General features: G+C 61.3%; 14 protein-coding genes. 7 read left to right on the top strand and 7 right to left on the bottom strand.

What is annotated here, in order from left to right; genetic code table 11:
• The first annotated feature begins 201 nt into the window (after positions 1-201).
• Entirely contained in the window at positions 202-1,074 is an 873-nt protein-coding gene (locus ACM6I7_RS03425; RefSeq protein WP_027614597.1) for a LysR family transcriptional regulator, read from the top strand.
• A 34-nt stretch (positions 1,075-1,108) separates the two neighbouring features.
• Here ACM6I7_RS03425 and ACM6I7_RS03420 read toward each other — a convergent pair whose 3' ends face one another.
• Entirely contained in the window at positions 1,109-1,969 is an 861-nt protein-coding gene (locus ACM6I7_RS03420) for a LysR substrate-binding domain-containing protein (protein WP_097088196.1), read from the bottom strand.
• Positions 1,970-2,082: 113 nt separating this feature from the next.
• Here ACM6I7_RS03420 and ACM6I7_RS03415 point away from each other — a divergent pair, with 113 nt between their 5' ends.
• The 3 genes from ACM6I7_RS03415 to ACM6I7_RS03405 all read left to right on the top strand — a co-directional run bounded on the left by ACM6I7_RS03415 (position 2,083) and on the right by ACM6I7_RS03405 (position 4,912).
• On the top strand, positions 2,083-3,192 hold the full coding sequence (locus tag ACM6I7_RS03415; protein WP_414887950.1) for a 2-aminoethylphosphonate--pyruvate transaminase: 1,110 nt from the start codon (positions 2,083-2,085) through the stop codon (positions 3,190-3,192).
• Positions 3,193-3,335: 143 nt separating this feature from the next.
• Entirely contained in the window at positions 3,336-4,163 is an 828-nt protein-coding gene (gene phnX, locus ACM6I7_RS03410) for a phosphonoacetaldehyde hydrolase (RefSeq protein ID WP_202369794.1), read from the top strand.
• Positions 4,164-4,357: 194 nt separating this feature from the next.
• On the top strand, positions 4,358-4,912 hold the full coding sequence (locus ACM6I7_RS03405; RefSeq protein ID WP_134785965.1) for a cytochrome b: 555 nt from the start codon (positions 4,358-4,360) through the stop codon (positions 4,910-4,912).
• A 163-nt stretch (positions 4,913-5,075) separates the two neighbouring features.
• Here the strand turns inward: ACM6I7_RS03405 and ACM6I7_RS03400 are convergent, their stop codons facing one another.
• Both ACM6I7_RS03400 and ACM6I7_RS03395 read right to left on the bottom strand, forming a co-directional pair.
• A complete protein-coding gene (locus ACM6I7_RS03400) occupies positions 5,076-5,999 on the bottom strand; it encodes a 1-aminocyclopropane-1-carboxylate deaminase/D-cysteine desulfhydrase (protein WP_414887949.1) in 924 nt (307 codons plus the stop codon).
• 227 nt (positions 6,000-6,226) lie between these two features.
• Positions 6,227-8,266 (bottom strand): FAD-dependent oxidoreductase, encoded by a 2,040-nt coding sequence (locus ACM6I7_RS03395; RefSeq protein WP_098968100.1) that lies wholly within the window; start codon positions 8,264-8,266, stop codon positions 6,227-6,229.
• 206 nt (positions 8,267-8,472) lie between these two features.
• Between ACM6I7_RS03395 and ACM6I7_RS03390 the strand changes: the two genes are divergently transcribed.
• Both ACM6I7_RS03390 and ACM6I7_RS03385 read left to right on the top strand, forming a co-directional pair.
• The gene (locus ACM6I7_RS03390; RefSeq protein WP_414887948.1) at positions 8,473-9,603 is read left to right on the top strand and encodes a nitrilase-related carbon-nitrogen hydrolase; all 1,131 of its coding nucleotides are present in this window, start codon (positions 8,473-8,475) and stop codon (positions 9,601-9,603) included.
• A 3-nt stretch (positions 9,604-9,606) separates the two neighbouring features.
• Positions 9,607-10,647, top strand: a complete 1,041-nt coding sequence (locus ACM6I7_RS03385; RefSeq protein ID WP_414887947.1) for an AraC family transcriptional regulator — start codon at positions 9,607-9,609, stop codon at positions 10,645-10,647.
• A 386-nt stretch (positions 10,648-11,033) separates the two neighbouring features.
• Here ACM6I7_RS03385 and ACM6I7_RS03380 read toward each other — a convergent pair whose 3' ends face one another.
• Together ACM6I7_RS03380 and ACM6I7_RS03375 are read right to left on the bottom strand one after the other, a co-directional pair.
• Complete coding sequence (locus ACM6I7_RS03380) at positions 11,034-11,915, bottom strand: DUF2242 domain-containing protein (RefSeq protein ID WP_097087804.1); 882 nt, start codon at positions 11,913-11,915, stop codon at positions 11,034-11,036.
• A 91-nt stretch (positions 11,916-12,006) separates the two neighbouring features.
• A complete protein-coding gene (locus ACM6I7_RS03375) occupies positions 12,007-12,906 on the bottom strand; it encodes a LysR family transcriptional regulator (protein ID WP_414887946.1) in 900 nt (299 codons plus the stop codon).
• Between the two features lie 120 nt (positions 12,907-13,026).
• On the opposite strand from ACM6I7_RS03375, the gene ACM6I7_RS03370 reads away from it, so the two are divergent.
• On the top strand, positions 13,027-14,220 hold the full coding sequence (locus ACM6I7_RS03370) for an MFS transporter (RefSeq protein WP_097087801.1): 1,194 nt from the start codon (positions 13,027-13,029) through the stop codon (positions 14,218-14,220).
• A gap of 555 nt (positions 14,221-14,775) precedes the next feature.
• On the opposite strand, the gene ACM6I7_RS03365 is transcribed toward ACM6I7_RS03370, so the two are convergent.
• Together ACM6I7_RS03365 and ACM6I7_RS03360 are read right to left on the bottom strand one after the other, a co-directional pair.
• Positions 14,776-16,647 (bottom strand): SurA N-terminal domain-containing protein, encoded by a 1,872-nt coding sequence (locus tag ACM6I7_RS03365; RefSeq protein WP_027614585.1) that lies wholly within the window; start codon positions 16,645-16,647, stop codon positions 14,776-14,778.
• 236 nt (positions 16,648-16,883) lie between these two features.
• On the bottom strand, positions 16,884-17,156 hold the full coding sequence (locus ACM6I7_RS03360) for an HU family DNA-binding protein (protein WP_008077714.1): 273 nt from the start codon (positions 17,154-17,156) through the stop codon (positions 16,884-16,886).
• Positions 17,157-17,272: the final 116 nt, after the last annotated feature.

The following is a 17,272-nucleotide window of genomic DNA, read 5'->3' as shown; positions in this document are numbered from 1 at the left end:
TGAGCACTGCGCCAGCGCCCCATCCCTGATGGCGATAGCGGTCAGATGAGTCCTGTTGTTGCACGCACAGGCTCATCGCCGACGCTGCTGTCCGAGCGGACAGTCAGCGCTGGCGTGAGCGGATCAAAGCAATTACTGTTTAATAAATAAAATCGATTTATCGTATTTCACACATAAGCTCAGCTTGTTACTGGAGGCTGCATGTCGGTGTCCCACGCCCAGCTCAAAGCCTTCCACGCCGTGGCCGTCCATGGAAGCTTCACCAAAGCCGCCGAACGGCTTTTTCTCACGCAACCGGCGATTTCCGACCAGGTGCGCAAACTCGAAGAGCGTTTTGGTGTGTTGCTGTTCCATCGCAACAAGCGTTCGGTGCGCCTGACCGATCTCGGTGAGCGGCTGCTGGCGATCACTCAGCGGCTGTTTGTGATCGAGGCTGAAGCCCAGGAACTGCTGCAGGAATCCCAGGCGTTGCAGACTGGCAGCCTGATTCTCGCAGTGGACGCACCGATACACGTGCTGCCGCAGATCGCGCGGTTCTGCGAGCGGTATCCGGGGATCAGCGTGAAGATCGAGACCGGTAACACCGATGAATCGCTGTTTCGCCTGTTCAACTATCAGGCCGATCTGGCGCTGCTCGGGCGTGACGTCAGCGATGAACGTCTGCTGTGCGTGCCGCTGCGTAACGACCCGATGGTGGCGTTCGTTTCGCGCCATCATCCGTGGGCCGAGCGCGAGTCGATCTGCCTGGCCGATCTGGACGACACACCACTGGTGCTGCGCGAACACGGCTCGGTGACCCGGCAGACCCTGGAAGAAGAAATGGCCCGCGCCGGTTTTCGCATTCGTCCGGCAATCCAGGTCGAGGGCCGGGAAGCCGCGCGCGAGGCGGTGGTGGTGGGGATTGGTGTGGGGGTGGTGTCGGCGGCGGAGTTTGGCGCGGATTCGCGGGTGTGTGCGTTGCCGATCACCGATTGCACCCGGCGGTTGACCGAGACGCTGGTGTGCTTGCGCGAGCAGAGTTCGCGGCGGGTGGTGGCGACATTTCTCGAGATGGTGCGCGAGAGTCTTGGGTAAACCGGTCTGCTCGCGAAGGACGCACCACGGTGTATCAGCCTGGCGCCAGACCGAAGAACGCTTGAATCAGGCGCAACTCCCGCCGCCGCTCCATGCAGCCAATCATGTGCCGATTGACCAACCCGTCGCCGACGATCGGAATCGCCACCACCCGCGGGTCATGGCTGACCTCCACCGAAGACACCACACCCACCCCCAGCTCCGCCGCCACCGCTTCGGTCACCGCCTCACGGCTGTCCAGTTCCAGCAGCACCCGTGGAATGACCGTCGCCTGCGCACACGCCTGATCAAAGGTGCGCCGGGTGATCGAACTCGGCTCGCGCAACACCATGATCACCTGATCCAGCTCCTTGAGCTTCACTTCGCCGGCACGCTGCGCCCACGCATGCGCCGCCGGCACCAGCGCGCAGATCCGCGATTCGCTCAACGCTTGCAGATGCAGGCCCTTGCGCGGTTCGACCTCGGTCAGCACCGCCACGTCCGCATGCTCGGACAACAGCGCGGCGAGGGTTTCCTGCGCATTGCCCAGACGCAAATTCACCGTGATCCCCGGATAGCGCGCACGCAGGCTGGCGAGCATCGGCATGACCATGTGCGGGCCGTCCGCCGCCACTTCGAGGCGCCCGGTGAGCAACTGACGATTGGCTTCGAGCAGGGTTTGCGCTTCTTCGGCCAAACCGAACATGGCGCGGGTGATCGCCGCCAGTTTGGTGCCCTCCTCGGTCAATTCCACCCGGCGTGCGGTGCGACGCAACAAGGTGATCTGGTAGTGCTCCTCCAGCGCCTTGATGTGTCCGGTGACCGCCGGCTGACTGATGAACAGGCGCGCGGCGGCGCGGGTAAAGCTGCCTTCCCGGGCCACGGCGTCGAAGGCGCGCAGCTGGAACAGATTCATGGATAACCCTCACTGATGGCTGGCATAACAACAAACAATTTGATTGATAGACCGCCGAATTGCAACGTATGCCCCGTAGCTTCATCCCACAGCGCTATCGCGAGGACACACGAATGAGTACTGCCGCACCCATCCTGCTCACTCCCGGCCCGTTGACCACGTCGGCCCGCACCCGCCAGGCAATGATGATCGACTGGGGGTCATGGGATGACCGCTTCAATCAACTGACCGCCAGCCTCTGCGAGCAATTGCTGGCGATCCTCAACGGCGCCGCCACTCACCACTGCGTGCCATTGCAGGGCAGCGGCACCTTCGCTGTCGAAGCCGCCATCGGCACCTTGGTACCGCGTGACGGCAAAATCCTCGTGCTGATCAACGGTGCCTACGGCAAGCGTCTGGCGAAGATCTGCGAAGTGCTCGGCCGCTCGTTCAGCACCTTCGAAACCGCCGAAGACGAACCGACCACCGCTGCCGACGTCGACCGCCTGCTGCGCGCCGATGGCGACATCAGCCACGTCGCGCTGATTCATTGCGAAACCAGCACCGGCATTCTCAACCCGTTGCCGGAAATCGCCGAGGTCGTCGCGCAGCACGGCAAGCGCCTGATCATCGACGCCATGAGCTCGTTTGGCGCGTTGCCGGTGGATGCGCAAAAAGTCCCGTTCGATGCGCTGATCGCCGCCTCGGGCAAGTGTCTGGAAGGCGTGCCGGGAATGGGTTTTGTCTTCGCGCGCAAGGAATCACTGGCAGCAGCGGCCGGCAACTCGCATTCGCTGGCGATGGACCTGTATGACCAGCACACGTATATGCAGAAGACCGGCCAGTGGCGCTTCACTCCGCCGACTCATGTGGTCGCGGCGCTGCATGAAGCGCTGCTGCAATACAACGAAGAAGGTGGCCTGCCCGCTCGCCATGCGCGCTACGCCGCCAACTGTCAGGCGCTGATGGAAGAGATGGGCAAGCTCGGGCTGCGCAGCTTCCTGCCGGCGGCGATCCAGGCCCCGATCATCGCCACCTTCCATGCCCCGCAAGACCCGCGCTACCAGTTCAAGGACTTCTACGAACGGGTCAAGGCCAAGGGTTACATCCTCTACCCCGGCAAACTGACCCAGGTCGAAACCTTCCGCGTCGGCTGCATCGGCCACGTCAATCCGGACCAGATGCGCCAGGCCGTGGCAGCAGTGGGTGAAGTGCTGCGCGAGATGGAAGTCCTCGATATCTGAAACACCACTAATCCCCTGTGGGAGCGGGCTTGCTCGCGAAGGCGGAGTGTCAGCCGCCATCAATGTTGAATGTGCCGCCGCATTCGCGAGCAAGCCCGCTCCCACAGTTTTGAACCGTATTGCCAACTCAGGAATTGATTGCCATGAACTACACCAACCCAAGCAAGCTGCAAGCCGCGATCCTCGACTGGGCCGGCACCGTGGTCGATTTCGGCTCGTTCGCGCCAACGCAGATCTTCGTCGAAGCCTTCGCCGAGTTCGACGTTCAGGTGTCCATCGAAGAAGCCCGTGGCCCGATGGGCATGGGCAAGTGGGACCACATCCGCACGCTGTGCGATCAGCCGCAGGTCGCCGAGCGTTATCGCAAAGCTTTCGGCCGCACCCCGACCGACGATGACGTGACCGCGATCTACAACCGCTTCATGCCGCTGCAGATCGAGAAGATCGCCGAGCACTCGGCGCTGATTCCCGGCGCGCTGGAAACCATTGCCAACCTGCGTCAGCAAGGGATCAGGATCGGTTCCTGCTCCGGCTACCCGAAACAGGTGATGGACAAGGTCGTGGCCCTCGCTGCCACTAACGGCTACGTCGCCGACCACGTGGTCGCCACCGACGAAGTGCCGAACGGTCGCCCATGGCCGGCCCAGGCTCTGGCCAACGTGATTGCGTTGGGCATCGATGATGTCGCGGCCTGCGTGAAGATCGATGACACCGTGCCGGGCATCCTCGAAGGTCGTCGCGCCGGAATGTGGACCGTGGCGCTGATCTGCTCGGGTAACGCGCTGGGCCTGGACTACGCCGGCTACCGGGCGCTGGGCAGCGACGAACTGGCCAGCGAACGCAAACGCATCCACGCGCTGTTCGCCGATTCGCGCCCGCACTACATGATCGACACCATCAGCGACCTGCCGGAAGTGATTGCCGACATCAACAAGCGTCTGGCCAACGGTGAGATGCCGCAATCGAGCTGATCGCGCCTTTTCGTCAAAACAATAGAAAACGCCAGGGTCTTCGCGACACTGGCGTTTTTTTTTGGCTAAAGCCCTGACTCAGCGCAGTGAAACTCCGATCAGCCTCAGGCAAATCTGCCAAAGGGGATTACAGTTAAAGCATGCCGTCGCACAAGAACGGCACGTGGCGACCCTGATCTGTGAGGAAACACCGTATGCCGTGGACAAGTTCCGAATCCCGCTACAGCACCGTGTCCGTGCTGCTGCACTGGCTGATGCTGGTCCTGTTGATCCTGGTGTATGCCAGCATGGAGTTGCGCGGGATTTTTCCCAAAGGCAGTGGCGGCCGCTCGCTGATCCGCGAAGTGCACTACATGCTCGGCCTGACCGTGTTCGTGCTGGTGTGGTTTCGCCTGGTAGCGCGCAGCATCGGCCCGGCACCGAAAATCTTCCCGGCATCGCCACAATGGCAGACTCTGCTGGCGCGGGTGATGCACTGGTTGTTGTACCTGTTCATGATCAGCATGCCGATTCTCGGCTGGCTGATCACCAGCGCCGAGGGGCATCAGGTGATGTTCTACGGCTTCGATCTGCCGTTGCTGGTTCATGAAGACAAGGCGTTCGCCAAACAGGTGGAGCACTGGCACGTGTTGATCGGCAATATCGGCTACTGGCTGATCGGCCTGCATGCGCTGGCGGGGCTGTATCACCATTATGTGGTGGGCGATAACACCTTGCTGCGGATGATGCCCAAGCGCGCGGAACGCTGAGGCCCAGTTTTGTCCATGCCTTGTGGTGAGGGGATTCATCCCAGATGGGGCTGCGAAGCGGCCCCAAAACCTGTGCACACGGTGGATCAGACTCACTGCGTGTTCAATGAGGGGCCGCTGCGCTGCCCTCGGGGATAAATCCCCTCACCACAGGGTTACTCATTCATCTTGTGGTGAAACCTCGCCGCCCCTGCAAACCGCCCGTGTGCACAAAGATCAGCCGGGTGCCTGACTCAAATCCGCCCGCTTCAACCTGCTCCTTGAGCGCCAACAACGCCTTGCCGGTATACAGCGGCTCCAGCGGTAGGCCGCCGGCCTGCTCGGACAGTTGAATAAACTCCCGCAACAACGGATCAACCTTGGCAAAACCACCACGGCTGGCATCGAATAATTCATAACCTGCATTGGCCATTCCGGCTTCGCGCAAAATCGCCTCCACCTGCGCCGCCACGCCATGATCTTCCGGCACCGCCAGAGCGCCGTACACCGGATGTGCACCCGCCTCGGCGAGCACCAGCCCCGCCAGGGTCGTCCCGGTGCCGCACGCCAGCCACCAGCCGTGGAAATCGCTCCAGCCCAGATTCTTCAGTTGCGTGATCACCTGCTCCTTGAGCGCTTTGCAGCCTAAGGCACCGGCCAATCCGCCGCCACCCTCTGGCACTGCGTGCAGATTCGGGAACTGCGCCTGCCAAGGCTCCCAGAATCCGGGCTCATGCCGCGCCCGATAGCCACCGTAACCGAGCCAGTGCAGTTGCATGCCGAACGCCTGCAGGTCCTCAACCGTGGGCGTCTGCTGTGGATGGCCACGCAACAGCCCAACGGTTTCGAAACCCAGACGCTTGCCAGCCGCCGCCAGCGCATGCAGATGATTGGAATGTGCGCCACCAAGGCTGATGATGCCCTGCGCGCCGGCGCGGTCGGCAGCTTTGAGGTGTTCGGTGAGTTTGAACCATTTGTTGCCGCTGATCAGCGGGTCGATCTGGTCGAGGCGCAGGATGGCGACCTCGATTCCGGCGTTGGTGAGCCAGTCGAGTTGAAGCAATTCGAGGGGGGCTTGGGGTAGCCAGTTGGCGGGAGGAAGAAGCATGGGCGACTGATCATTCGAGGCAGAGCCGGCATTCTAGTCGCTCACAGGACGCCATCGCGAGCAGGCTCACTCCTACAGGATCCGCGCCATCCATAAATGTTGCGCACACCGCCAATCCACTGTGGGAGCGAGCCTGCTCGCGAAGGCGTCGTGTCAGTCGACATGTGTATTGGCTGACACTCCGCTTTCGCGAGCAGGCTCGCTCCCACAGGGGGGATTCGTGGTGGTTAAAGTTCAGCGGCGAGGCGCGAACCCTGGTTGATCGCGCGCTTGGCATCCAGCTCCGCCGCCACATCGGCGCCGCCGATCAGGTGCACGTTCTGCCCCGCCGCGACCAGACCTTCCTGCAGATCGCGCAGTGGATCCTGGCCGGCGCAGATCACGATATTGTCCACCGCCAGCACTTGCGGCTCGCCGGTTTCGCCGATGCGGATGTGCAGGCCTTCGTCGTCGATTTTCAGGTATTCGACGCTGTTGAGCATCTGCACTTGCTTGTTCTTCAAGCCCGTGCGGTGAATCCAGCCGGTGGTCTTGCCCAGGCCATCACCGACCTTGGTTTTCTTGCGCTGCAACAGGAACACTTCGCGAGCCGGCGCGTGCGGCGCTGCTTTGATCCCGGCCACGCCACCACGGGCTTCCAGATGGGTGTCGATGCCCCACTCTTTCCAGAACGCGGTGCGATCGAGACTGGTGGCCACGCCTTCGTGCACAAGGAATTCCGAGACATCGAAACCGATGCCGCCCGCGCCAATCACCGCGACACGCTTGCCCACCGGTTTGCGCTCGAGGATCACGTCCAGGTAGCTCAGCACCTTGGCATTCTCCACGCCCGGAATCGCCGGCACGCGCGGCGCGATGCCGGTGGCGAGGATGATTTCGTCGTAACCGCCCTCGACCAGCTTCGCCACGTCGACGCGAGTATTCAGGCACACCTCGACATTCGTGGTCTGCAGCTTGCGCTTGAAGTAGCGCAGGGTTTCGAAGAATTCTTCCTTGCCCGGCACACGCTTGGCGATGTTGAACTGGCCGCCGATTTCGCTGGCCGAATCGAACAGGGTTACCTGATGACCGCGCTCGGCGGCCACGGTCGCGGCGGACAGACCGGCAGGGCCGGCACCGACCACGGCGATCTTCTTGATCTGTTGCACCGGCAAATAGTTGAGCTCGGTTTCGTGACAGGCTCGCGGGTTGACCAGGCAACTGGTGAGCTTGCCGCCAAAGGTGTGATCCAGGCACGCCTGGTTGCAACCGATACAGGTGTTGATTTCGTCGGCGCGGCCTTCGGCGGCCTTGTTGACGAAGTCCGGGTCGGCGAGGAACGGCCGCGCCATCGAGACCATGTCGGCATCGCCTTCAGCGAGGATCTGCTCGGCGATTTCCGGGGTGTTGATGCGGTTGGTGGTGATCAGCGGAATGTTCACCGAACCACGCAATTTGGCGGTGACCTTGCTGAACGCCGCGCGCGGCACCTTGGTGGCGATGGTCGGTATCCGCGCTTCGTGCCAGCCGATACCGGTATTGATGATGGTCGCGCCGGCCTGCTCGATGGCTTTGGCCAGGGTCACGATCTCTTCCCAACTGCTGCCGCCCTCGACCAGATCGAGCATCGACAAACGGAAAATGATGATGAAGTTCGGGCCGACGGCTTCGCGTACGCGGCGGACGATTTCCACCGGCAGGCGCATGCGGTTTTCGTAACTGCCGCCCCAGCGGTCGGTGCGGTGGTTGGTGTGCGCGGCGAGGAACTGGTTAATGAAATAACCTTCCGAGCCCATGATTTCCACACCGTCATACTCGGCGCTCTGCGCCAGTACCGAACAGGTGACGAAATCGCTGATCTGTTTCTCGATGCCCTCCTCGTCCAGCTCTTTGGGCTTGAACGGGTTGATCGGCGCCTGAATCGCACTCGGCGCCACCTGTTTCGGGCTGTAGGCATAACGCCCGGCGTGGAGGATCTGCATGCAGATCTTGCCGCCCGCCTCGTGCACTGCGCGAGTGACGATGCGATGCTTGAGCGCTTCTTCCTCGGTGGTCAGCTTGGCTGCACCGGAGTACACGCCGCCCTCGTCGTTCGGGCCGATACCGCCGGTGACCATCAGGCCGACGCCGCCACGGGCACGCTCGGCGAAGTACGCGGCCATGCGTTCGAAGCCACCCGGTTTCTCTTCAAGGCCGGTGTGCATCGAGCCCATCAGGGTGCGGTTGCGCAGCGTGGTGAATCCCAGGTCCAGCGGGGCCAACAGGTGCGGGTAATGAGCGGCGGTCATCGGTAACTCCACAACGTGCGATCACGGAAATTGCGGGAGCTCTGCGTCCCCCGTCAGTCATGTTCGACAGACTAAGAGTCGCACTGCTGTCACTCAATGACCGAAACTGACAACTTATTGATCCAAATGCGCAGCGCCCCTTGGCAAGCGCAGGCATGCGCCCTACCCTAGTCGCCACACCCTGTACCCGGCTGTTGTTGGTTTTCATGCGCAAACTTCTGTATCTGTTTTTCTCCATGGCCATCGTTGCCGCCCTGACCACCTACGCCATGTGGGCGGCGGACCGGCCGGCGGGGCATTACCTGTCGGACCTGCGCATCAAACTGGCGGTCGATCAGGGTACGCCCGCCGACCGTGGCAATCTGCTGGGCATCCAGCCGGAACTGTTTCCCACCGACTACCAAAGCCCCGAGCGCCTGCACCGCAAACTCGCGGCCTATCTGCAGCAGGCCCAGGATCAGGGGCTGCTCAACGAAAAAACCGTGGTGGTACTGCCCGAGCATGTCGGCACCTGGCTGATGATCAGCGGCGAGAAAGACGAGCTGTATCAGGCCCCGACCCTCGTCGAAGCGATGAACTGGCTGGCGGCGAGCAATCCGTTGCTGTTCGCCCGCGCCTGGCTCACTGCCAAGGGCGAAAATCGCCTCGACGACGCGCACCTGCGCATGAAGTCCAAAGCCATGGCCAAGGATTACCAGACGTTATTCGGTGGTCTGGCCAAGGAATTCCACGTCACACTGGTGGCCGGCTCCATTGTCCTGCCCGAACCGAGTATTCGTGATGGCCGGCTCAAGCCCGGTAGCGGCGCGCTGTTCAACAGCAGCGTGGTATTCGGCCGTGATGGCGTGCCGCTGGGCCAGCCCCAGCGGCAGATGCACCCGATCTTCGAACAACGTGACGTGATCGGAAGCGAAGACGAGCACGCGATCAACGTGATCGAGACCCCGGCCGGGCGTCTGGGTGTGCTGATTGGCAGCGACAGCTGGTACCCCGACAACTATCGCCGACTCGACGAGCAAGGTGCGCAACTGGTGGCGGTGCCGGCCTTCGTCGTCGGCCACGGTGCCTGGGATCAGCCGTGGGCCGGCTATAAGGGTTCGAGTACACCGGGGTCGGTCAGCCTCAAGCCCGGAGAAATCAGTGAAGGTCAGGCCTGGCATCGCCTGACACTGACCGCACAGCCACCGAGCAGCCGTGCGATCGCCGGCATGAGCGTGTTCCTGCGCGGCCAGTTCTGGGACAAGCCCGGTTCGGGGCAAAGCTTCCTCAGCAGCAACGGCCAGCAATTCGCCGATGGCGAAGCCCGTGGCGCGCGTCTGCTGAACATCTGGTTGTAAGCCATGAAGCCGCTGCCGATGCGTCTGGGGGATCTGTCGGTAGGTTTCGTGCACAGCCTCGCTGATGCCGTGCGCAGCCATGGCACCGATCCGCAACCGCTGCTTGAACAATACGGACTGGATGCCGCACGACTGGCCGAGGCCGGCGCGCGGTTGTCGATTCCGCGCTACATGCGTCTGGGGCACAGCGCGATTCAGTTGACCGGCGATCCGGCACTGGGCTTGCGCATGGGCCAGCTCAGCCGCTTGAGTCAGGCCGGGCTCGCCGGGGTCACTGCCGCGCAGGCGCCGACCGTGCGCGAGGCCGCCCGTTGTCTGATCCGCTTCGAGCCGCTGTACGGCTCCAACTATCGCGGGCAGTCGAGTTTTCACGAAGACGCTCATGGCGCGTGGCTGCGCTTCTATTCGATCAGCCCGTACAACGCCTATAACCGTTTTGTAGTGGATTCGATCATCGCCGGCTGGTTGCATCAACTGTCCAGCGTCGGTCGCGAGCCACTGCGCGCCGAGCGCATCGAGATCGAATTTGACGCGCCGGACTACCGCGACGCCTACAACGCGCTGGGCGACTGCCCGATCCAGTTCGGCGCTGAGCGCAATCAATTGCGCCTGAACCTGAACAGCCTCGCACAGCGTAATCCCGAGCACTGTCCGAGTACCTGGCGGCATCTGCTGCAATTGTGTGAACGAGAACTGGAGCAATTGACCCGCACCCGCAGCCTGCGTGAACGCATCACTCAGCTGTTGGGGCCGTTGCTCAATGGTGGCCGGGAACCCGACCTGGAAGAAGTGGCGGCGCGCCTGAAGCTGCCGACCTGGACGTTGCGGCGCAAACTGGCCGAGGAAGGCACGCAGTTTCGCGCGATCCTCAATGACACCCGCCGTGATCTGGCGATGACCTACATACGCGACACCGAACTGGCGTTCGGCGAGATCGCCTACCTGCTGGGCTTTGCTTCAGCCGAGGCGTTTCAACGCGCCTTCAAGCGCTGGAGCGGCCAGACCCCCGGCGAGTTTCGCCGCAGTCATCGCAAAACCGCCTGACGCCTTAAAGCTCGGTGGCGTCTTCGGCCGGCTCTGGCTGATCCAGTTCATATGCCTGGTATTCGAGCAGTTCTTCTTGATAGTCATCCATCGTGTGATCCCCCTGCTGCCCGTTTGAAAATAGCCCGGTCAACTGACCAGTGCCTCGAGCCTATCGTGCCCGTATGAAGGAAAAGTGACATCCCGCCTTCATGAATAAAACGTAGCAGGTGGTCAGGAATTTATCGCAGGATTTTTGTCGGGGGAATGTAACGAGATTTGAGTACACCACAAAACAAATGTGGGAGCGGGCTTGCTCGCGAAAGCGCAGTGTCAATCAACATATACATTGACTGATACTCCGCTTTCGCGAGCAAGCCCGCTCCCACAGGAGGGCTGCGCGCAGCTTATTGCATCGCCGGAATCGGCTCCGATGGCGGCGGGATATTGGTCGGGTTGGCCGGCGGCGTGATCGTTTCGGTAGCCGGTGCAGGCTCTGCACTCGGTGCCGGGGTGATCGGCGCTGACTCGGCCGGCGGCACCACTGGCTCAGAACCCGTTGGCGTCGGCGCAACCGGGGCCGGGGTCGCTGCCGGGGCTGCCGGCGTCATGTTTTGGGCAGGCTCGACAATCCCGGCTGGCGGCGGTGCAGGCGTTGACTCTACCGCCGGTGCAGGTGTAACCGGCGCTACAGCGGCAGGCTTGGGTTCAGGCACACCGAGATCGGTTTTGGGTTTTTCTTCGATGTGCGCGGCTTTCTTCGCATCGGCTGGCAGGAACAACTCAACCAGCGTGAAGAACCGCTCGTAGAACTTCTGCGAGGTCACGGTTTCGCTGGCGACCTTGACCATCGAATCGTCCGAAGAACCGATCGGCATCGACACCGACCCCAATACGCCAACCCCGAGACTGGCGGAGTTGTTGGTCTTCTTCAGCGCGTAGCGATCCTGCAGGGCATTGGCGAACACCGTGGCATGGTGCTTGGCACTGCCATCTTCGGCACACACCACGTTGAAGCTGATTTCCAGGTGGGTTTCCCCGGTCTGCTGGAAACTCTTGTGGCCACTGACCAGTTTCGGGTCACTGCTGGTGATGATGTAGCCCTGGCTGAGCAACGCACGACGGGCCGCCTCGCAACTCGCGGTGTCGGCCACCGGATAATTGCGCGAGAACGTGCCGGAATCATCGAAGTTCTCATGCTCATAGATCGGCTTGTCCTTCGAACAGCCAGCAACAGCGGTCAACAACAGCGCCAACCCAACGACACGCATGGGAGTTGAAATCAACATTGAACATCCTGAGGAAAAACAGTCCGGGGCGTATTGTGCAACAGAACGTGGCCCTGCGGCGCATGGATTGTGTCTTAAAGCCGTTACAACCCTATTGACCCTCGTTTGCCGGAAAAAGTCGCAGCGACAAGTGATCGATGAAGACGCGCAATTTGGCGGTGGCATGGCGACTGGAGGGCCACAACACCCAGAACTGACCGGTGTGCTTCATATGCGCATCCAGCACTCGCTGCAAGCGCCCCTGCGCCACATCCTCATGGGTCATGAAATCCGGCAGGCAGGCGATACCCATCCCTGCCAGGGCCGCATGATTGACGGCTTCGATGGAGGTGGTGACCAGCCGCGTCGGCAAGCTCGGCTCCGGCGCGCCCTCCTCGCCAATCAATGGCCACGGCTCCAGCTTGCCGGTGGCATGAAAGGTGTGCCGCAAGCAGGCGTGCTCCGCCAGATCGGCGGGAGTTTGCGGCACGCCGTGCTCCCGCAGATACAACGGGCTCGCCACCAGCACCATATGAAACTCACCCAAGGGCCGCGCCATCAGCCGTGAATCTCGTGGCTGACCGGTACGAATCACCGCATCGAAGCCCTCCTCGACCACGTCGACCATGCGATCGGTCAGGTCCAGATCCAGCTCGATCTGCGGGTACAGCGCCATGAACTCATTCATCACCGGCATCACCAGGCCGTGCACCTGCGGCAGGCTGATGCGCAGTTTGCCATGGGGCTGGGATGCGGAATCGCAAAGTTCGAACTCGGCGGCTTCCACCTCGGCAAGAATTTTGCGACAGCGTGCGAGGAACAGCGCGCCCTCGCTGGTCAGGGTGATGCTGCGGGTAGTGCGATGAAACAGCCGCACGCCCAATCGCGCCTCCAGCCGGGCGATACTTTTGCCCACCGCTGAAGACGACACGCCCTGCAGCCGCCCAGCCTCGGTAAAACTGCGGGTCTCGGCGACCTGCACAAACACCGAAATACTGCCCAGACTGTCCATTCCGCCCCTCCGATTCACGACATCCATGTCCGATATGTTCGGAACCGTAACCCATTTTTCTCCAATGCGCAGCGCCCTAGCCTATGGCCTTCACCCACTTCGGCACATGGACGCTGACTCATGAACGACGCACAACTGACCTCGGCCCTCACCCAGCCAGTCGACACCCGCGAACGATTGCCCCTCGGCGCCCTGCTGGCCCTGGCCACCGCCGGTTTCATCACGGTGCTGACCGAAGCCATGCCCGCCGGCCTGCTGCCACAAATGAGCGCGGGGCTGAATGTCTCCCAGGCACTGATCGGGCAACTGGTCACCCTGTACGCGATTGGCTCGATGCTCGCCGCCATCCCGCTGACCATCGTCACCCGCAGCTGGCGTCGTCGGCCATTGCTGCTGTCAGCCATCGGCGGCTTCGCCATCGCCAACAGCATCACCGCCCTGTCGGAATGGTACTGGCTGACTTTGACCGCACGCTTGCTCGCCGGGATATTTGCCGGGCTGCTGTGGGCGTTGCTGGCAGGCTACGCCAGCCGCATGGTTGCCCCACACCTGCAAGGCCGCGCGATCACCGTAGCCATGCTCGGCGCGCCGCTGGCACTCTCGCTGGGCATCCCGGCCGGCACACTACTCGGCACGCTGGTCGGCTGGCGCCTGAGCTTCGCCATCATGACTGCGCTGACGCTGTTGCTGGTGATCTGGGTGCGCTGGCAAGTGCCGGACTTTGCCGGAGAACACGCAGGAAAACGCCTGCCCCTACGTCAGGTCTTCACCCTGCCCGGCGTACGCTCGGTGTTGTTCGTGACCTTGACCTACGTGATCGCCCACAACCTGCTGTACACCTACATCGCACCGTTCCTGCAACCGTCAGGACTGGCCAGCGATATCGACCGGGTGCTGCTGGTGTTCGGCCTGGCCTCAGTGCTGAGCCTATGGATCGTCGGCAGCCTGATCGATCGCTGGCTACGCGAACTGATGCTGATCAGCACGCTGCTGTTCATGCTCTCCGCCATCGCCTTGGGCCTGTGGCGAGAATCGGCGACCGTGGTCTACCTCGCCGTCGCCGTGTGGGGCCTGGCGTTTGGTGCGATGCCTTCGCTGCTGCAGACTGCCTCGGCGAAAACCGCTGGAGAGGCTGCCGATACGGCGCAATCGATGCTGGTGACCCTGTGGAATGTCGGGATTGCCGGGGGTGGTTTGGCGGGTGGTTTGCTGCTGGGGAGTCTGGGGGTTGGGGGTTTTCCGTGGATTGTTGTGGGGTTGCTGGTTTTGACCTTGAGTGCGGTGCTGAGGGCGAGGGGCTATGGGTTTGTGTGATTGGGATGTTTGTCTGTGAGGGGCCGGGCGGCTAGTCGGCCGTCTTCGCTGGCAAGCCAGCTCCCACAATTGATCTGCGGATAGTCAGTTAGAGACAGGCCGGCTCGTAGGCCGCCATCGCCGGCAGGCCAGCTCCCACAGTAGCGCAAAAGCCGAACGCATGCTCTTCACCACTCAAATGGCCGAGTGTCAGCTCGCCGAAAGCTCTTGATCTTGCCGTGCCGGCCCCATCGGCAGGCTGAGTGGAGGGGTTTATCCGGGGGAAGGAGCGCAGCGACGTTTGGCGAAGCCAAACACATCGAGAGGAGGTGCAGCGAAGCAAACCGGAGGCGATGCCCCCGGATGAATCCCGTAACGAAGGAACCCGAGCCACGGCGAGGGCCGAACGCCGGGGCCAAGCCTTTTGGTTACTTTTCGGCGTCTGGAAAAGTGACTCGCTGTAAGAGCGAAACCGCCAGCGGCAGCACCCGAAGCAACGGATATACACCCAAATCTCAACCATAAAAAAGCCCCGACCATAAGATCGGGGCTTTGCAGTTACCACTCAGTCAACCATCAATACCTCTTGATGTCCGCCTGACTCTCCAACTGCTTACGGAACGCCGCAAAATCCTGCTGACCTTCACGCGAAGCCAGGAAACGACGGTACTGCGCCTTCTCTTCATCAGTCGGCGCTACCGCTTCATTCACACCGTCCAGACGCACAATCATCAGACTACCGTCCTGCAAGGTCACGCTGCTGAACGTCGGCTTGCCCTTGGCTGCCGGTTTAGGCATGCGGAACAACGCCTGCAGCACAGTCGGGTCAACCCCTTCCTGAGCGCGGGTCGCCGCCGTCACAACTTTCCAGTTCTGGCCGTCAACCGCCTTGTCCTGCGCAGTCTTGCCATCGCGCAGACCAGCAATCAACTGGTCAGCCTTGGTCTTGGCCGCAGCGCTGGCGTGCTCTTTGGTCAGTTGGGCACGGATCGCCGTGTTCACCGCTTCGAGTGGCAACTGCTCAGGCTTCAGATGCTCCTTGGCGCGCAGCACGACCACGGTTTCCGGGTCCAGCTCGATACCGGTGCTGTTGGCGTTTTCTTCCAGCACTTCCTGACTGAACGCAGCCGTCACCACCGCGCGGTTGGCGGCGATGCCTTCGCCACCTTCACGGCCGAACGGCTTGGAGGTGTGCACAGTCAGTTTGAGATCTGCCGCAGGCTGGGCCAGGTCAGACGCTTCGAACGCCGAGTCTTCCAGTTGCTTGGTCGCCTCGACAAAACGCTGCTCGACCTGTTGAGTCTTCAGCTCGCGGGTCAACTTGTCTTTCAGGCTGGCCAGGGTCGGAACTTCCGGCGCTTCAACACCCAGCAGCTTGATCAGGTGGTAACCGAAGTCGGTACGCACCGGCTCGGACACCTGGTCCTTGTTCAGCGAGTACAGGGCTTTTTCGAAAGCTGGGTCATAGACGCCAGGACCGGCGAAACCGAGGTCACCGCCATTGTTGGCCGAACCCGGATCCTGCGAGAACTCCTTGGCCAGCGCTTCGAATTTCTCGCCCTTGGCCAGACGCGCCTGGACTTCTTCGATCTTCGCCTTGGCCTGAGCGTCGGTGGTCTTGTCGTTGACTTCGATCAGGATGTGCGCCGCACGACGCTGTTCCGACAGGTTGGCGATCTCTTTCTGATACGCCGCCTGCAGGTCTTCATCCTTGACCGCAACCTGGTCGAAGAAAGAAGACTTCTTCAGCTCGACATAATCGACGACCACTTGCTCAGGGGTCATGAACTCCTTGGCGTGCTCGTCGTAGTAAGCCTTGACCTCATCGTCGGTCAGCTTGACCGCGGCCGGGTCGGCCTTGACGTTCAGCGAAGCGAAATCGCGGGTCTGTTTTTCCAGACGGGCAAATGCCAGCACTTCGGCGTCGGTGACGAAGCCGCTACCGGCAACACCGGCGCGCAACTGACCGATCAGCATTTCCTGAGCCAGCATCTGGCGGAATTGCATGCGGGTGTAGCCCAGTTGACGAATCACCTGGTCGAAGCGCTCGGAGCTGAACTTGCCGTCCACCTGGAATTCAGGGGTCTGCAGGATCACCTGATCCAGTGCACCTTCGGAGAAAGCGAATTTCGATTGTTCTGCGCCTTGCAGCAGCAGCTTGCGATCGATCAGGCCCTTGAGGGCCGATTCGCGGAGCATTTTTTCGTCAAGCAAGGAAGCATCGAAGTCCTTGCCCAGTTGTTGCATCAGCTGACGGCGTTGCATGTCAACGGCCTGGCTCAGCTCGTTCTGGCTGATTTCTTCACCATTGACCTTGGCCGCATCGTTGGTGTGCGTCGTGGCCTTGAAAATGGCATCGAAACCGGTCAGAGCCATCAGTGCAACGATGACCCCGATAATGGTCTTGGCAATCCAGCCTTGTGAATTGTCCCTGATATTCTGCAGCATGCGTCCCCCAGAAACGGTTGAACTTCAAAAATTAGGCAACCGTGGAGCGTGGGTAGAATCCGGATAGAAGAAAGGCGCATCCGAGGATGCGCCTTCTCGTAACTGGCGGAGCGGACAGGGCTCGAACCCTCGATCCCGGCGTTACAGGCGGCTGTTCCAGCGACCTGCTCTACCGCTCCGCTGCCAAGTCAGGCATGACCCCGACCCGGATGGGTAAAAACCTGAAACAAACTAACTTAGTTGACAGCTTCTTTCAGTGCTTTACCGGCTTTGAAACCTGGCTTTTTAGCAGCAGCGATTTGCAGCGTCTTGCCGGTCTGTGGGTTACGACCAACGCGAGCTGGACGATCAGTCACGGAGAAAGTGCCGAAACCAACCAGAACAACGGAGTCGCCAGCCTTGAGAGCGCCAGTGACGGATTCGATTACAGCGTCCAGCGCACGGCCAGCAGCAGCTTTCGGGATATCAGCGGATGCAGCGATAGCATCAATCAGTTCCGACTTGTTCACTCTAAGTCCCCTTATATCTATTTTGAGATGATTCTAAGTTTTTTGGTGAAAGCAAAAACGAGTGCTGAATGGCCTACAGACACTTAAGAGCCGCTTTATAACAAGGGCTCTAAAAA

The organism is Pseudomonas sp. IT-93MI4, from assembly GCF_949767635.1.
GTDB classification, from domain to species: Bacteria; Pseudomonadota; Gammaproteobacteria; order Pseudomonadales; family Pseudomonadaceae; genus Aquipseudomonas; species Aquipseudomonas putida_A.
The sequence above is the reverse complement of the archived record's forward strand: the minus strand, read 5'-3'. Positions and strand labels throughout refer to the sequence as shown.

Excerpts from the sequence above, each read along its gene's own strand:
- ACM6I7_RS03425 (WP_027614597.1), top strand. The coding sequence starts at position 202 with ATGTCGGTGTCCCACGCCCAGCTCAAAGCCTTCCACGCCGTGGCCGTC.
- ACM6I7_RS03415 (WP_414887950.1), top strand. The coding sequence starts at position 2,083 with ATGAGTACTGCCGCACCCATCCTGCTCACTCCCGGCCCGTTGACCACG.
- ACM6I7_RS03405 (WP_134785965.1), top strand. The coding sequence starts at position 4,358 with ATGCCGTGGACAAGTTCCGAATCCCGCTACAGCACCGTGTCCGTGCTG.
- ACM6I7_RS03375 (WP_414887946.1), bottom strand. The coding sequence starts at position 12,906 with ATGGACAGTCTGGGCAGTATTTCGGTGTTTGTGCAGGTCGCCGAGACC.
- ACM6I7_RS03420 (WP_097088196.1), bottom strand. The coding sequence starts at position 1,969 with ATGAATCTGTTCCAGCTGCGCGCCTTCGACGCCGTGGCCCGGGAAGGC.
- phnX (WP_202369794.1), top strand. The coding sequence starts at position 3,336 with ATGAACTACACCAACCCAAGCAAGCTGCAAGCCGCGATCCTCGACTGG.
- ACM6I7_RS03390 (WP_414887948.1), top strand. The coding sequence starts at position 8,473 with ATGCGCAAACTTCTGTATCTGTTTTTCTCCATGGCCATCGTTGCCGCC.
- ACM6I7_RS03400 (WP_414887949.1), bottom strand. The coding sequence starts at position 5,999 with ATGCTTCTTCCTCCCGCCAACTGGCTACCCCAAGCCCCCCTCGAATTG.
- ACM6I7_RS03385 (WP_414887947.1), top strand. The coding sequence starts at position 9,607 with ATGAAGCCGCTGCCGATGCGTCTGGGGGATCTGTCGGTAGGTTTCGTG.
- ACM6I7_RS03380 (WP_097087804.1), bottom strand. The coding sequence starts at position 11,915 with ATGTTGATTTCAACTCCCATGCGTGTCGTTGGGTTGGCGCTGTTGTTG.
- ACM6I7_RS03365 (WP_027614585.1), bottom strand. The coding sequence starts at position 16,647 with ATGCTGCAGAATATCAGGGACAATTCACAAGGCTGGATTGCCAAGACC.
- ACM6I7_RS03370 (WP_097087801.1), top strand. The coding sequence starts at position 13,027 with ATGAACGACGCACAACTGACCTCGGCCCTCACCCAGCCAGTCGACACC.
- ACM6I7_RS03395 (WP_098968100.1), bottom strand. The coding sequence starts at position 8,266 with ATGACCGCCGCTCATTACCCGCACCTGTTGGCCCCGCTGGACCTGGGA.